This window comes from Nocardioides panzhihuensis (assembly GCF_013408335.1).
In the GTDB taxonomy this organism is placed as follows: Bacteria; Actinomycetota; Actinomycetes; order Propionibacteriales; family Nocardioidaceae; genus Nocardioides; species Nocardioides panzhihuensis.
The window spans coordinates 4439244-4453722 of record NZ_JACBZR010000001.1; the positions used below are offsets into that span (position 1 = coordinate 4439244).

Consider the following 14479-nt stretch of genomic DNA (forward strand, 5'->3'; position numbering starts at 1 on the left):
CCTAGCGCCCGGTCTTGGGGGCGAAGATCGTGCCGACGATACGGGCGATGAGGTTGAGGACCATGACGAGGATGAAGAGCACCAGTGCTCCACCCCAGGCGTACTCGACGCCCTTCGCAGTGGCCTCGGACAGCTGGGTGTAGATGAAGACCGGCACGGTCATCATCGGGCTGTCCTCGAAGGCGTTGGTGTTCAGGTTCGGGTTGAAGCCCGAGGCGACCAGCAGCGGCGCCGTCTCGCCGATCACTCGCGAGATCGAGAGCACGACACCGGTGACGATGCCGCCGATGGCGGTCGGGAGCACCATCTTGGTGATGGTGCGCCACTTCGGCACCCCGAGGGCGTACGCAGCCTCGCGCAGGTCGTCGGGGACCAGCTTGAGCATCTCCTCGGTCGAGCGGACCACCGTCGGGATCATCAGCAGCGAGAGCGCGACGCCTCCGCCGAAGCCGAACCGCGTGCCCGGCCCCATGATCAGGGTGAAGAGCGCGAACGCGAACAGGCCCGCGACGATGGACGGGATGCCGGTCATGACGTCGACCAGGAAGGTGATCGTCTTGGCGAGGCGGTTGCCCTTGCCGTACTCGATCAGGTAGATCGCGGTCATGATGCCGATCGGGATCGAGATCACCGCGGCGATGCCGGTGACGATCAGGGTGCCCATCAGTGCGTGGTAGAGACCGCCCTGGTCGTCGCCGGTGACCGAGCGCATCGAGAAGGTGAGGAACTCCGGGCTGATGGTCGCGGCGCCGCGGGAGACGACCGTGTAGACGAGCCAGATCAGCGGGATGACCGCGACCGCGAAGGCCGTCCACACCAGCCCGGTGACGAACTTGTCGATCGCCGAGCGCTTGTTCTCCACCAGCAGCGCCCACAGGGGGTAGCCGATGAGGAACGCGAGCACGCCGATGACAGCGGCTCCGACGATGCCCACGCCGAGCACCAGGGCGAGGCCACCAAGGGCGACGGCCGCTACGCCGACCAGCCACTGGGCACCGCGCGGGAGCGTGGCGTGCGCCAGCTTGTCCTCGTCCTGCATGACGTCGTTGACAGAGGGGTCGATGCGATGTCCTGAGCCTGTCGAAGGGTTGCTCACTTGGCCCTCCCTCGGGCGACGATCCAGCGGGCGAGTGCGTTGACCAGGAAGGTGAACGCGAACAGCACGAGGCCGGTCGCGATCAGCACGGAGAGTCGGTCGGGCGTGCTCTCCTTGTAGCCCTGGGCGATGTGCGCCGCGATGGTCTCGGGGTTGTTGGTGCCGATGATGAACAGCGAGATGAGGACCTTCGGCGAGACGATCATCGCGATCGCCATGGTCTCACCGAGAGCCCGGCCGAGGCCGAGCATGACCGCGGAGACCATGCCGGAGCGGGCGTAGGGGAAGACCGCGTAACGGATCATCTCCCAGCGCGTCGCGCCGAGCGCCAGCGCCGCCTCCTCGTGCAGTCTCGGCGTCTGCGCGAAGACCTCGCGGCAGATCGAGGTGATGATCGGCAGGATCATCACGGCCAGCACGATCGATGCAGTGAACAGCGTACGGCCGTTGCCGGAGGGCTGGCCGTCGAAGAACGGCAGCCAGGCCAGGTTCTCGGAGAGCCAGGCGTGGGTCGGCACCAGGTACGGACCGAGCACCACCGCACCCCACAGGCCGAAGACGACCGAGGGGACCGCGGCGAGCAGGTCGATCACGTACGCCACAGGGGTGGCGATCCGCCGCGGGGCGTAGTGGCTGATGAAGAGCGCGATCGCCACGCTGAAGGGGACCGCGACGATCAACGCCAGCACAGCGGCGTACATGGTGGCGTACAGCAGCGGCACGACCAGGCCCAGGAACGAGCCCTGGCCGGCGTAGTGCGTAGCGTCCACATTGAAGCCCGGGACGCCCTCGATGCCCAGGAAGATGAAGACGGCTGCCAGCGCCACCAGGATGAGAGTGGCGGCAGTGACGGCGATGCCTCGGAAGACGACATCACCCACCGAGCCACGGCCGGACAGCTCCGACTTCGTGTCAACGCCAGGGTCGGCGCCGGGGTCAGCGGCGACAGTCACAAGGCATTCCTCGACTTTCTTGTTTCGGTTCTCAAGACAGCCGTACGGGCGGCGGCCGCAGCCACCGCCCGAACGGCGATCACGTCAGACTTGTCGGCACTACTTGATCGCGCCGACGAGCTCCAGCGCCTTGTCCGCGATCCCGCGGTCCAGCGGCGCGGAGCCGGCCTCCTCGGAGGCGGCCTCCTGGCCATCCTCGGAGAGGACGTACTCCAGGTAGCCCTTCACGTTGGCCGCGTCCTCGGCGTTCTCATAGGTCGGGCACGCCAGCAGGTAGGACACCAGCACGACCGGGTAGACGCCGGCCTCGGTGGTGGTGCGAGCGACCTCGACGGCCATGTCGTTGTCGCTGGTGCCGACCGACTTGGAGGCGGCCAGGATCTTCGAGGCGGCCTCGGCGCTCGGCGCGACGAACTCCTCGCCGACCTTGACCTTGACCGTGGCGAGGTCGTTCTCGCGCGCCGCGGACTCGTCCATGAAGCCGATGTAGCCGGCACCCTGCATGGCGGTCACGACACCGGAGGTGCCGTCGCCGCCCTCGCCGCCCTTGATGGAGGCGGGCCACTCACCGGAGGGCTCCTCGGCCCAGCCACCAGCGGCCGCGAGGTACTCGGTGAAGTTCTCCTGGGTGCCGGAGTCGTCGGAGCGGTGGACCGGGGTGATCGCGCTGTCCGGAAGCTTGGCGTCCGGGTTGGTCGCGGCGATCGCCGGGTCGTTCCACTTGGTGATCTTGCCCGAGAAGATGCCGGCGAGGGTCTTGGGGTCGAGGTCGAGCTCGTCGACGCCCTCGACGTTGAAGACGACGGCGATCGGCGAGACGTACGCCGGGACCTGGATCGGGTCAGCGCCGCACTGCTCCTTGGCCTTGGCCAGCTCGCCCTCGTCGTCGTTCAGAGCCGAGTCGGTGCCGGCGAAGAGGTAACCGCCGGTGATGAAGCCCTCACGACCCGAGCCGGAGCCCACGGGCTCGTAGACGACGCTGAGGTCGGGGTTCTCGTCCTGGATGCCGGCGACCCAAGACGCCTGGCCCTTCTCCTGAGAGGAGGCTCCGCCACCCTTGATGGTGCCCGAGAGGGTGCCTTCTCCGTCGCCGTCGGTGGGCTGCTCGTTGGCAGCGCCGCAGGCGCTGATCGCAAGAGCAAGGGCCGCAGCCGTGATGCCCGGGACGAGTGCCCGGCGCAGCGAGGTGGTGTTCACGCAAGTCTCCTGATGATGATGCAGTCGATTCGGAGTTGTCGTGACGACCGTAAGCAGCCGAGGTGGACGGGAAACTCGGCGTAGGTGAACACAGGCTGAACGTGGGATACAGAGTCGATGGCAAATCGACGTCAGTTGCGGGCACAGAAGATGAACAGGCAGGCCTCAAGCCGTTTTCAGGCCTGAAAAACCTCCGCAGCACACACTTCGCCCGCCCGCACGTGCAGCACCATCAGCTCGCCCTTCGCCAGCTTCGGGTCGCGCGCGCCCAGGCCGTCGAAGAGCCACGGCAGCACCGGTCGGTGCGTGCAGATCACCGTCGGGACGGCCAGGTCGCGCAGGGTCTCCGCGGCCAGGGCCGACACGCTACCTTCCTCCGCACCCTCCTCGCTCAGCAGTCTCACCTGCTCGGACGAGATGCCGGCCATCCCGGCGTACGGCGCGACGGACTGCACGCAGCGGACGCTCGGCGAGGTGATCACCCGGCCGACGTCGTAGGCCATCAGCAGCCCGGCCAGGGTGACCGCCTGGGTCCGGCCGGTGTCGTCGAGCGGCCGCTCCCGGTCCACGCGGGACCAGGCCGAACGGCCGACTGCCGACCCGTGCCGGAGGACGACGAGGGGCGTGGTGGGGTGGCGTACGTCCGCCGCCTCCTGCAGCGTGGCCCGGTCGTGCGGATAGGTGAGCCGCTCGCGCGCCCTCTCCACCGAGAGCCACTCGACCTCGTCGATCTCGTCGTTGATCTGGTAGCCGTCGACGTCGTCGTCGGTGCCGGCGGCGACGCGGCCGACCCAGTAGTGGACCACCTTCCGTCCCGCCTCGACGGGATAGCGCTGCGGCCGGAGCGGGCGACCGAGCGCGACCCTCAGGCCGGTCTCCTCGTGCACCTCCCGGATCGCGGCCACCGGCACCGTCTCACCGGGGTCGAGCTTGCCCTTGGGGAAGGACCAGTCGTCGTACTTGGGTCTGTGGACCAACGCCACCTCTGACAGGTCGTCGTGCTCGCGAAACACCACTACGCCGGCGGCCGGGATCTCGGGCATGGGCACAGGGTATGTCGGCTGGGTGGATCGCAAGCGTCGCCGCCGCGCCCGGATGGCGGCGCGTAGCAGGCGGAGATCGCCGGATCGGGGCTAAGGTTCGTCGCGATGCTCCCCACCCCCCAGCTTCTCGACCGCCCCCGGACGTGGGCCGGTCGATCATCCCGAGTCCTGCGCGCCCACCCCCTGGTGACCATCGCGGTGGGCGTCGTCGTCGTGGCGCTCGTCATCTTCCTGGCGCGGGCGTGGGTGACCCGCGGCGGCGACCTCGACGAGGCGCTGCGGCTGGCCCCCAGCGAGGCGACGCGGGTCTCGTTCACCGACTGGGCCGGCATCCGCGAGAGCGTCGGCGCCGACCTCGACGCGAGCTCCACGCCGGCAGAGGTTCACGAGATGATCGACGAGGCCTATACGAAGGACCTCACCTCGACCTCGGTGCTGCCCGATGCCTCGGGACTGCTGCAGAAGCACTTCGGCTGGTCACCGGCGACCCTCGACTGGGAGCTCTACACCCAGTCGACCGAGGGCGCGCTCATGCTCGCGCACCTCGAGGACATGGACGCCGACCAGCTCGTCGACCAGCTCACCTCGATGGGGTTCACCGCCCCGAAGGACGATCCCGCCGACGGTGGCGTCTGGGACGGCACCCTGGTCCCGTTCTCCAGCTTCACCGACTCCGGGATCGACTCGACGATCTCCCCGCAGCTCACCTACATCGCCTTCCTGCCCGAACGGGACCTCATCGTGGCCTCGGACGGTCGGCGCTACCTCGGTGACCAGATCGAGAACCTGGGCGAGGGCGACCTGCACGAGCCGATGACGCAGGCCGCCGACCAGCTCGGCGATCCGCTCTCGGCGTTCGTCTACGACGGCGACTTCACCTGCAGCGAGATCGGGCTCGGCGGCGCGTCCGCCGCCGACCAGGACCAGGCCGACGGCCTGGTCGACGCGGCCGGCGACATCAACCCGATCGCGGGCTTCGCCATGGCGGCCGAGCCGAGCGGGGACGTACGCGTCGCGATGACGTTCGAGAACGACGACCAGGCGCGCACCAACGCCGACACCCGGGCCAAGCTCGCGGTCGGCCCGGCACCGGGCCAGGGTGGCACCTTCGACGAGCGGTTCGAGCTCGGCAAGGTCGCGGCCGAGGATGCGGTCGTCACCATGCAGCTGCAGCCGAAGGACGGCACTGCCGTGCTCTCCGACCTGGCGAACGGGCCGCTGCTCTTCGCGACCTGCTGAAACCTCTAGGGAATGATCCCGAGGATGCGGTCGATCTCCTCCTGGGAGAGGTGATCATCGGACTCGCTGGCGGCGACGATGAGGTTGGTGGTGAGCTCGACCTCGAGGAGCAGCTCGGGATCTTCCAGCGTCACATCGAACTGGTCAGCCACGCCCGCCTCCTCACCCTAAGACCTCGTCTTCATATCATCGCCCAGTCTCGGTGGATCTGCGTGCCGATCCGCCAAGAACCATCAAAAGTTGTCATATCAAGCGTGACACAGAAGCCTGAGAGCGCTCCAATCTGGACTCAGACCACGAGGCCCCAGCCAGACGGCTGGGGCCTCGGTGCAGATGATCAGTGTCGGCTTACGCCGAACCCGAGATCGTCTTGATGTTCAGCGAGCGAATCAGAGAGGACGAACGTTCTCCGCCTGCGGACCCTTCGGGCCCTGCGTGACGTCGAACTCGACCTTCTGGTTCTCGTCCAGCGACTTGTAGCCGTTGGTCTGGATCGCAGAGTAGTGCACGAAGACGTCGTCGCCGCCGTCCTCCTGCGCGATGAAGCCGAAACCCTTCTCGGCGTTGAACCACTTAACGGTGCCCTGAGCCATCTGCTCGTTACTCCTTAGTCGGGGCGAGAGGCCACCAGGTTCGGTAGCCCCGCATCAGGGGCGGGTGACACGTCGCTCCGACCTGTGTTTCCCGAACCGGGGCCCGGGCGGGCACAGAGCAGAAACGCCGTTGGCTCACAAACTCCGCAGGCGTCAGACCTTCTGGAACTTGCTCCTGTTGCGGGAGTGACATTAGCAACTCGTGAGCCTGCGCGAACCCCCTTAGCCAATGGTTTTTGTACGAGGCCTCCGTGAGGGCTCGGCAACCAGCACGTGAAAGAGCCCCGCCATTCCTGTTCTGCCCCCATCCCGGACATCGCCCGCAGTCCGAAGGTCACGTCGGTTCCGGCGCGGCGTCGAGGGTCGGACCGAGTGGCCCCATCCGTACGCCGGGTCTCAAGTTCTGCCACGGCAACTCGGCAGGATCCGCAGGGAATGGGCCCGGAGCCAGGGCCACGAGAATCTTGCCGGCCACCTCCTGGTAGTCGCCACGGAAGTGGACCGAGCTCTTGACCACCAGCACCTGCTGCTCCTCCGGAGCGAGCCCGGCGCCTCGGAACTGGTTGCGGTCCATGATCTGTGCCTTGTGGCTGTTCACGACCAACCGGACGTTCCCGCGCCGCAGCAGGACGGAAGGCCCGACCGACAGCTGGTTGCCGTTCATCATCGGCCCGTCGAACCGGATCTTGCCGTCGGTGACAGCGACTACCTCGAAGGTCTCGGAGAAGGCGCGATCGCCCGGTGTGCTCGATCCCTCGAAGGTGGCCGTGACGCTGGCGCCGACACCGACGTCCACCGCGGCCTCGACCACGTCGGGAGCCCACATGGCGGCCAGCGCACTGCCAGGAAGATCTCGGCGCAGCAGCTCGATGAGGAGCCCGGTGGTGGTGGCGTCACCTCCAGCACCGGGGTTGTCTTGGGTATCGGCGACCACCACCGGGACGAGACCGTCCGCTATCGCTCGCTCCACCTCGTCGAACGCCTGGTCAACTGGGTAGGCGTCGAGCTGAAACTCGGGCTCGCGGCTGGTGATGTCACCGGCGATCTTTGCGATGGTGGCCCGGAGTGCATCCTCGTCGCTCCCGTAGCCGAACACACACGGTTGACACTCCTCGACGTCGCTGGCCGGAAACGCCATCGCAATCGAGACCATGGCGTCGCCGGCTTCCGGCAGACTCGCGTAGACGGCCTGTGCCGGCCCGGCCATGGTGCTGCCGGAGATCGTGGGAACGAGGAAGTCGATCCGCTCCGCGTAGTAGCTGAGCTGCTCGCCGGCCAGGAGACGGTCCAGCATGTCCGCAGCTCGGCGGCCGGTGTCAGCCATGTCGATGTGTGGATAGGTACGGTAGGCGACCATCGCGTCGGCGGTCTGCAGCATCGTGTCGCTGACATTGGCGTGGAGGTCGAGGCTCACCACGATCGGAACATCCGGCCCGACCAGCTGACGGATCCGGCGCAGGATCTCGCCATCCGCGTCAGCGTGCTGTTGCGCGACCATCGCCCCGTGCAGGTCCAGGTAGACCGCGTCCGGCGATGCCTCGGCGCAGGCGTCGGTGATCAGGCCGGTGATGCGTTCGAAGGTCTCGGATTCCACCGGGCCTGACGGCGACGCACCACACCAGATGACCGGTAGCAGGGTCCAATCCTCGGGGGCCGCTGACAGGAACCCGCCCATGGAGACGTTGACCGACGCCAGGTCCCAGACCTCGTCGCCGAGGTGCATGCTGGGGAAGCCCTCGCCGTTCACGAAGTTCTCCCATCGTGCGACTGTGGGAGCGAAGGTGTTCGTCTCGTGCAGGAACCCCGCTACAAGGACTCGTGTCATGCCGTGACCTCTGTTCGATTGCGCAGTGCGATGGGCAGCAGCAGCATTGCTGCGATGGATCCGAGCAGGAGCACGACCATCGTCATCAGGCCGCCCTGGGTGCTTCCCGTCAGCTCCTTGACCCAACCCATCAACGTGGGGGCGAAGAAACCTCCAAGGATGCCGATGGTGTTGATGAACGCGATCCCGCCGGCAGCGGCAGTGCCGCTGAAGTGGTGGCTCGGAATCGCCCAGAAGACCGTGTAGGCGCCCCACGCCGAGCAGATGGCGACGCACAGGGCCACGAAGGCGATGGCGAAGCTGCTGGCCGTGTAGGCGGCCACCGTCAGACCGACAGCCGCGAAAGCAGTCGGAATGACGATGTGCCACTTACGCTCTCGGAGTCGGTCGGACCGACGGCTGAGCAGGATCATGACCGGGATGGTCAGCACATAAGGTATCGAGGCGTAGATCCCGAGCTGGGTGGTGGAGGTGACGCCGTTGTCGGCGAGGATCGTCGGCAGCCAGAAGCTCACCGCATAGATCCCGCACATGAGGCCGAAGTACGCCACAGACATGAGGTACACCGCCGGCTCCCTGAGGATGTCGGCGAAGCGCGATGCGTGGTGGGGCGTTTGGCTCTCCCCCACGACATCGCTGACGACGGACTTCTCTTGACGGCTCAACCAGGAGACGTCTTCAGGACGATCGGCCATGACCTTCCAGAACACGAAGCCCAGCACGACCGCAGGAAGACCCTGCAGCAGAAACATCCACTGCCAGCCTTCCAGCCCCCCGATGCCGTGAAATCCGTTGATGATCGCTGCCGAGGCACCCGCCCCCACGATCGAGCCGATGGGCCCGGCGAGCATGTAGATGCCCATCACGGCACCCATGCGCCGAGCCGGATACCAGTACGTCAGGTAGAGGATGATCCCGGGTGCGAACCCTGCCTCGAAGACGCCGAGCAGGACCCGAAGCACGAAAAACGTCTCCACGTTCGTGACGAAGAGCGTCGATGCGGAGGTCAGGCCCCACAGCACCATGATCCGGGTGATCGTCTTGCGCGCCCCGATGCGGTGCATCAGCAGATTGCTCGGAACTTCCAGACAGGCGTAGGCGAGGAAGAACAAGCCCGCGCCAAGGCCGAAGGCAGCCTCCGTGAACCCTGGTATGTCCTCCTGCATCTGCAGCTTCGCGAAGCCCACGTTGACGCGATCCAGGTAGGCGAAGGTGTAACACAGGAGCAGGAACGGCAGAAGCCGCCGATTGAGCTTGCGGTACACCGACTGCTCGGTGACCCTCTCCGAAGTCGAGTTTAGCGAGGTCAAGTTCTTCTCCTTCCGACTTGCTGCAGCGTAGGGATGCCCCTGCAACAACCCGCGAAAGCGAAGGGAAATCGCTTCAGCCCGGCGTTATTGTTGGACTTCCTTTTCAGCATCGGAGCAGATGATGGATTCGCTCGAGGTCAGTGTTCTCGATCAAGAGATCGTCGATGCGCTACAGATCTCGCCGCGCGCGAGCTGGGCCTCCGTCGGACGGGCCCTGGGCGTCTCGGAGATCACGGTCGCCAGGCGATGGCGCAGCCTTGAGACACGCGGTCTGGCGTGGACCGGCATCGCACTTCACCCAGGGGTCTCCTACGGCGCCGTCCTCGAGGTGCGATGCGCCCCTCGTGAGATCGACAACCTCGCCAACGGTCTCGCCCAACACCCAGACGTGAGCACCCTGGGCCAGACGACCGGCAGCTACAACCTGTTCGCGATCATCATCGCCACGACCCTCGAGGGCGTTCTCGACGCGGTGCATGGCGGGCTGCCCGAACTCATTGGGGCCACCGAGGTCCGCACCAATCTCTTCCACCAGATGACCGGAGGGGTCGACTGGCGCCAAGGCATTCTCTCCGCGGCGGAGGAACGACAGATACAGGACGAACGGCGCCGATCCCACGGAGACGCTCATAGGCTGCTCGCAACGCACGATCGAGACCTGTTCCTTGCCCTGAGCGCGGACGCCCGCGCCCCGATCTCTTCCGTAGCCCGTGGCCTCGCCCGACATCCCGACGCGGTGAGTCGCCGTCTCGCCGAGCTCGAGGCGGCGAACCAGGTGACGTTCCGCTGCGACGTCTCACGCCCGGCCTTCGACCTCCAACTGGGTGCACTCGTCTTGATGAAGACCCCTCCGCTCGAGTCCGAGAACACTGCCCGCGCGCTCGGCCTGCAGCGGGAGACCAGGTTCTGCGCCTCTGTGGTCGCGGAAGCCAACGTGATCCTGGTCGTCGGTCTGCACGACCTCGCCGATGCCGAGCGTCTCCTGGCGCGCCTCGCTGTCGATCACCCGGACGGGGAGATAGTCGACCGACGGGTGCTGACCCGGATGTTCAAGATCCACGGTCGGCTGCTCGACGACCAAGGGCGGTCAGTGGGCCACGTCCCGGTCGATCCCTGGATTCGCTCTCGCGCATAGTGTGCGCGGCTCGCAGCGGTCAGCGCTCGCCGTTCACCCCTCCGCACGAAGGTGACGCCCATGACCTCACGCGCGAGACCCATGCCTCCATCCCGAAGTTCCCTCGGGAGGAGGCATGGGTCTGCGCGAGCGGTAGGCCGTGTCGGGCTCGAACCGACGACCCATGGATTAAAAGTCCACTGCTCTACCAACTGAGCTAACGGCCCGCCGGGAGTCTACCGGAGCAACGGTCTTCTCCTATTCGTGGACGCACGGCGACGGGCTCATCCGCTCACGGACGATCCGGGAGCACCGCTCGGCGGCGGCCGCGCCGGTCAGCGCATGCTCGAGCAGCAGCTGGGCCCAGCGGTCGTAGCGGGCGACCTCGACCGGGTCGGCGATCTCGAGATCGCCGGCACTGGTCTCCAGGGTGACGATCCGGTCGCGCTGGTCCCAGCCGTGCTGGACCAGGACCGGGAAGCTCTCGAAGGGGACGATCCCGATGGTCGCCTTCGTGGTCGTCGCCAGCCTGGCGATGTGATCGATCTGGGCGCGCATGATGTCGGGCGAGCCGACCAGGTGATGAAGGGCCGCCTCGCCGACCAGGATGGTGATCGATCTTCCTGCCTCGTAGAGGATCGCCGAGCGGCGCAGCCGCGCCGCGATCACGCCGGAGGCCTCCTCGGGATCGGCGTCCCGCTCAGGCGAACCACCCGCCAGACCCAACAGGGCACGCGCGTAGTCGGGGGTCTGCAGCAGCTCGGGGACGCTGTGCGGCGCGAAGCTGGTCAGGACCTTCGTGGCGACCTCGGTCGCCGCGTACGCATCCTGGCGCTGCTCGGCGCCGCCGCCGGTCGGAGGGGCGTCTCGGAACGCAGCCTGCTCGAGGTCGGCACGGGCACGCAGCGCGAGCAGCATCTCCCTGTCTGCGCCCACCGCAGCCGCCCAAGCGCGGACCTCGGACTCGGAGATCGACTGGCGGCCCGACTCGATCTTCGACACTTTCGGCTGGGACCAGCCCGACCCCAGAGCATCCGCGAGATCGATTCCGGTCAGCCCGGCGGCGCGACGGGCATCTCGGAGCGCCTCGGTGAGCGCTTCGCGGGCTCGACGGTTGGGACGGGACACGGCAGGGGTCTCCTTCGACGGATGTGGCCGCTTCGGGCAAGAGCGACAGCTGGACGGAACCATCGTGCCCGATGTGCATACTGCGCGTCCAGATGCACATCATGATTGGCACGGGCATCATATAATGCTTTACTGAGGACGGGGTCGGCGTCGACAGGAAGGCAGGGCCTCGGATGAGCACCAGACGAACCCAACCCGGACGACCACGCCTCGTCCCAGCGAGCACGACAGCCCCACCACGCGAGCAGGTCCTCCATGCCGCTGCGCAGCTGTTCGTCACCAAAGGCTTCTCGGCCACCTCCACCCGGGAGATCGCCGAGAAGGTCGGGATCAGGCAGGCGTCGCTCTACTACCACTTCACCGGCAAGGACGAGATCCTCGCCGAGCTCCTGGAGCGATCCGTTCGTCCCACCGTCGACAGGGTCGAGCAGATCGAGAAGCTGACCGTGTCGGAGACCCCCGAGACCGTCCTCTACCTGCTGGCCCTCGTCGACATCCGGACACTCGCCGAGGCGCCGGACAACATCGGCATGCTCGCCACCCATCCCGATGTGACCAGCAGCGAGGCGTTCGACGCCTTTCGAAGCATTCGCGCCGAGCTCGCCAGCGCCTACGGTCGGATCGCCAGCCAGGCCGCAGGACCCGACGTCGCCACAGCGGCCGAACCGAGCCACCTCGGCGAGATGCTCCTGCATCTGGTCGAAGTCACCACCAGCCTTCGAGGCAGCGGTGTGCCGATCGACGACGCGACCGCCGCCGTCATCGCCTCGACCTGCCTTCGCGCCTGCGGGATCCCCGACAGTCACATCGCCCGGGCAGCCTCGCCGGCGACGGCCCTCGCGAGCGACCTGACGATGAGCGGCTCCGGTGACTAGGACTCGCGATGCCCCTCGTCGTCACCTCCGCACGGCCTCCCCATAAGCACCCACGAAGCGCTCGAGCAGCTCGAGAAACTTCCCGGACTCGCCCCCGAGAGCGGCCAGCCCGTCCGCGTAGGCGCCCAGCGCGCGCGCCGAGGCCGCCTCATAGACCGCGAGCCCCTCCTCGGTCGGCTCGATCAGCCGCGCCGAGCGCCCCGGCTCAGCGAACCGCCGCAGATGACCGGCCGAGAGCGCGGCGTTCACCTGCCGGTTCACGGTCGACTGCTCGAGATTGAGGCCGTCGGCGATCTCCCGGAGCGTACGCGGCCGACCGTCGGAGAGGAACCAGAGCAGACGACCATCAGCGAAGTTGAGCGCACTCAGGTCCTCGGCGAGACGGCGGTGAACCTCGAGTCGTCCAAGCAGGGAGGCCAAGCGGCGATCCGCGGACAGGTCGGGGCTGATCGGCCTGAAGATCGGGTCCTCCGACGACGGCTTTGACGGCATCACATCTCCAAGAACTGTCGCACGAACCTCATAATGTGTAGCATACATACATCGATATGTAGATTACATAACTGAGGTGTGCCTTGAGTTCGTCCCCGTCCCCCAGTCCCGAGCCGGCAGCGCCTCCGGCGGGTGGCGCCGTGGCAGTCGTCATGGTGCTCTGCTTCGGCAGCCTCTGCGCCGCACTGATGCAGTCACTGGTCATCCCGATCCAGAGCGAGCTTCCCGAGCTGCTCTCCACCACTGCCAGCACCGCCTCCTGGGTGCTGACCGCCACGCTGCTCGGCGCCGGTGTGACGATGCCCGTCAGCGGCCGCCTCGCCGACCTCTACGGCAAGAAGCCGGTGCTCGTGATCTCGGGCATCGTGCTCGTGGTTGGCTCCGTCATCGTGGCGCTCTCCGACGCCGTCGGGCCGGTCCTGGTCGGCCGCGTGCTCCAGGGCATGGCGATGGGTTACATCCCGGTCGCGATCAGCCTCGTTCGTGAGGTCACCCCGGAGCACCTGCGCAACACCGCGGTCGCGGGCGTCAGCGCCACCCTCGGGGTCGGCGGTGCACTCGGCCTGCCGCTGGCGGCCTGGATCGCCCAGGACTTCGACTGGCACACCCTCTTCTGGGTATCCGCCGGCCTGGCCGTCGCCGTCACCGTGCTGACCGCGGCCGTCGTCCCGCACGTACGCGACGCCCATCCCGGCCGCCTCGACATCGTCGGCGCCTTCGGGCTCGCGGCCGGGCTCGTCGGTGTGCTGGTCGGTGTCTCCAAGGGCAACGACTGGGGCTGGGGCTCGCCGGAGACCCTCGGCATGATCGTGGGTGGCGTCGCGATCCTGCTGCTCTGGGGCTGGTTCGAGCTGCGCCAAGACGCCCCTCTGGTCGACCTGCGCACCAGCGCGCGCAAGCCGGTGCTGCTCACCAACATCGCGGCCGTCCTCATCGGATTCGGCATGATGGCGCAGTCGATCGTGGTCCCGCAGCTCCTCCAGATGCCCGAGGCCACCGGCCACGGCTTGGGCCAGACGATCTTTCAGGCCGGCATGTGGATGGCGCCGGCCGGTCTGATGATGATGCTCTTCACCCCGGTCTCCTCGCGCCTGCTGACCCGCCTCGGTGGACGGAGCACGATGGCGATCGGTGCGGTCGTCCTGTCCGCCGGCTACGTCGTCGCGGTCTTCCTGATGGACGCGCCGTGGCAGCTCATGCTCGCCTCCTGCATCGCCTCGGCAGGCGTGGGCATCGGGTACGCAGCGATGCCCACGCTCATCCTCAACAACGTTCCGGCTGCCGAAGCCGCCGCGAGCGTCGGGCTGAACAGTCTGATGCGCTCGATGGGCACCACCGTCGCCGGCGCGGTCATGGTCATCGTGCTGACCAGCCGGACAACCGTTGTCGCCCCCGGCGTACCCGAGATCCCGACCTCGGGTGCCTTCCAGCTCTGCTTCGTGATCGGTGCGCTCGCGGCCGGCGTCGGCGCGCTGATCGTTCTTCTCATCCCCAGGCCGCGGAGGGAGACGGCCGACGGCGACGCGGACGAAGCGGTGCTCGCCGGATCGCGCTGACTCGGCAGCGCAGCAATACGACAGCGCAGCAATACGACAGCGCAGCAATACGACAGCG

14 protein-coding genes and 1 tRNA gene are annotated in these 14479 nt (G+C 67.2%); 4 read left to right on the top strand and 11 right to left on the bottom strand.

Translation table 11 applies throughout. From position 1 onward, the window contains the following. Position 1: 1 nt before the first annotated feature. The 4 genes from pstA to BJ988_RS21110 form a co-directional block, all read right to left on the bottom strand. Positions 2-1096 (bottom strand): phosphate ABC transporter permease PstA, encoded by a 1095-nt coding sequence (gene pstA, locus BJ988_RS21095; protein WP_343051717.1) that lies wholly within the window; start codon positions 1094-1096, stop codon positions 2-4. Next, complete coding sequence (gene pstC / locus BJ988_RS21100; protein WP_179659870.1) at positions 1093-2049, bottom strand: phosphate ABC transporter permease subunit PstC; 957 nt, start codon at positions 2047-2049, stop codon at positions 1093-1095. The genes pstA and pstC overlap by 4 nt, the downstream gene beginning before the upstream one ends. A 99-nt stretch (positions 2050-2148) precedes the next feature. Continuing rightward, positions 2149-3246 (bottom strand): extracellular solute-binding protein, encoded by a 1098-nt coding sequence (locus BJ988_RS21105; protein ID WP_179659871.1) that lies wholly within the window; start codon positions 3244-3246, stop codon positions 2149-2151. 176 nt (positions 3247-3422) lie between these two features. After that, on the bottom strand, positions 3423-4289 hold the full coding sequence (locus BJ988_RS21110; RefSeq protein WP_179659872.1) for an NUDIX hydrolase: 867 nt from the start codon (positions 4287-4289) through the stop codon (positions 3423-3425). A gap of 105 nt (positions 4290-4394) precedes the next feature. Here BJ988_RS21110 and BJ988_RS21115 point away from each other — a divergent pair, with 105 nt between their 5' ends. Beyond that, positions 4395-5528, top strand: coding sequence for a cupin domain-containing protein (locus tag BJ988_RS21115; protein WP_179659873.1), 1134 nt, complete (start codon positions 4395-4397; stop codon positions 5526-5528). A 5-nt stretch (positions 5529-5533) separates the two neighbouring features. On the opposite strand, the gene BJ988_RS21120 is transcribed toward BJ988_RS21115, so the two are convergent. The 4 genes from BJ988_RS21120 to BJ988_RS21135 form a co-directional block, all read right to left on the bottom strand. Further along, positions 5534-5680 (bottom strand): hypothetical protein, encoded by a 147-nt coding sequence (locus tag BJ988_RS21120; protein ID WP_179659874.1) that lies wholly within the window; start codon positions 5678-5680, stop codon positions 5534-5536. Between the two features lie 237 nt (positions 5681-5917). Then, positions 5918-6121 carry a cold-shock protein gene (locus tag BJ988_RS21125; protein WP_045548871.1) on the bottom strand — a complete coding sequence of 68 codons (204 nt, stop codon included), beginning with the start codon at positions 6119-6121 and terminating at the stop codon, positions 5918-5920. 334 nt (positions 6122-6455) lie between these two features. Next, the gene (locus BJ988_RS21130) at positions 6456-7946 is read right to left on the bottom strand and encodes a M81 family metallopeptidase (RefSeq protein WP_179659875.1); all 1491 of its coding nucleotides are present in this window, start codon (positions 7944-7946) and stop codon (positions 6456-6458) included. After that, a complete protein-coding gene (locus tag BJ988_RS21135; RefSeq protein ID WP_179659876.1) occupies positions 7943-9256 on the bottom strand; it encodes an MFS transporter in 1314 nt (437 codons plus the stop codon). Before BJ988_RS21135 ends, BJ988_RS21130 begins: the two co-directional genes overlap by 4 nt. A gap of 121 nt (positions 9257-9377) precedes the next feature. Between BJ988_RS21135 and BJ988_RS21140 the strand changes: the two genes are divergently transcribed. Next, positions 9378-10391 carry an Lrp/AsnC family transcriptional regulator gene (locus BJ988_RS21140; RefSeq protein WP_179659877.1) on the top strand — a complete coding sequence of 338 codons (1014 nt, stop codon included), beginning with the start codon at positions 9378-9380 and terminating at the stop codon, positions 10389-10391. Between the two features lie 133 nt (positions 10392-10524). On the opposite strand, the gene BJ988_RS21145 is transcribed toward BJ988_RS21140, so the two are convergent. Both BJ988_RS21145 and BJ988_RS21150 read right to left on the bottom strand, forming a co-directional pair. Beyond that, positions 10525-10597 (bottom strand) — tRNA-Lys (locus BJ988_RS21145). A 31-nt stretch (positions 10598-10628) separates the two neighbouring features. Further along, positions 10629-11498 carry a helix-turn-helix domain-containing protein gene (locus BJ988_RS21150; protein ID WP_179659878.1) on the bottom strand — a complete coding sequence of 290 codons (870 nt, stop codon included), beginning with the start codon at positions 11496-11498 and terminating at the stop codon, positions 10629-10631. Positions 11499-11671: 173 nt separating this feature from the next. Here BJ988_RS21150 and BJ988_RS21155 point away from each other — a divergent pair, with 173 nt between their 5' ends. Beyond that, the gene (locus BJ988_RS21155) at positions 11672-12373 is read left to right on the top strand and encodes a TetR/AcrR family transcriptional regulator (RefSeq protein WP_179659879.1); all 702 of its coding nucleotides are present in this window, start codon (positions 11672-11674) and stop codon (positions 12371-12373) included. 21 nt (positions 12374-12394) lie between these two features. Here BJ988_RS21155 and BJ988_RS21160 read toward each other — a convergent pair whose 3' ends face one another. After that, positions 12395-12865, bottom strand: a complete 471-nt coding sequence (locus tag BJ988_RS21160; RefSeq protein ID WP_179659880.1) for a MarR family winged helix-turn-helix transcriptional regulator — start codon at positions 12863-12865, stop codon at positions 12395-12397. Between the two features lie 140 nt (positions 12866-13005). Here BJ988_RS21160 and BJ988_RS21165 point away from each other — a divergent pair, with 140 nt between their 5' ends. Next, a complete protein-coding gene (locus BJ988_RS21165; RefSeq protein WP_218861021.1) occupies positions 13006-14421 on the top strand; it encodes an MFS transporter in 1416 nt (471 codons plus the stop codon). The last annotated feature ends 58 nt before the right edge of the window (positions 14422-14479 follow it).

Bases quoted from the DNA above. Each gene is read 5' to 3' on its own strand.
- BJ988_RS21160 (WP_179659880.1), bottom strand. From the start codon at position 12,865: ATGCCGTCAAAGCCGTCGTCGGAGGACCCGATCTTCAGGCCGATCAGC.
- BJ988_RS21115 (WP_179659873.1), top strand. From the start codon at position 4,395: ATGCTCCCCACCCCCCAGCTTCTCGACCGCCCCCGGACGTGGGCCGGT.
- BJ988_RS21140 (WP_179659877.1), top strand. From the start codon at position 9,378: ATGGATTCGCTCGAGGTCAGTGTTCTCGATCAAGAGATCGTCGATGCG.
- BJ988_RS21125 (WP_045548871.1), bottom strand. From the start codon at position 6,121: ATGGCTCAGGGCACCGTTAAGTGGTTCAACGCCGAGAAGGGTTTCGGC.
- BJ988_RS21110 (WP_179659872.1), bottom strand. From the start codon at position 4,289: ATGCCCGAGATCCCGGCCGCCGGCGTAGTGGTGTTTCGCGAGCACGAC.
- BJ988_RS21130 (WP_179659875.1), bottom strand. From the start codon at position 7,946: ATGACACGAGTCCTTGTAGCGGGGTTCCTGCACGAGACGAACACCTTC.
- BJ988_RS21155 (WP_179659879.1), top strand. From the start codon at position 11,672: ATGAGCACCAGACGAACCCAACCCGGACGACCACGCCTCGTCCCAGCG.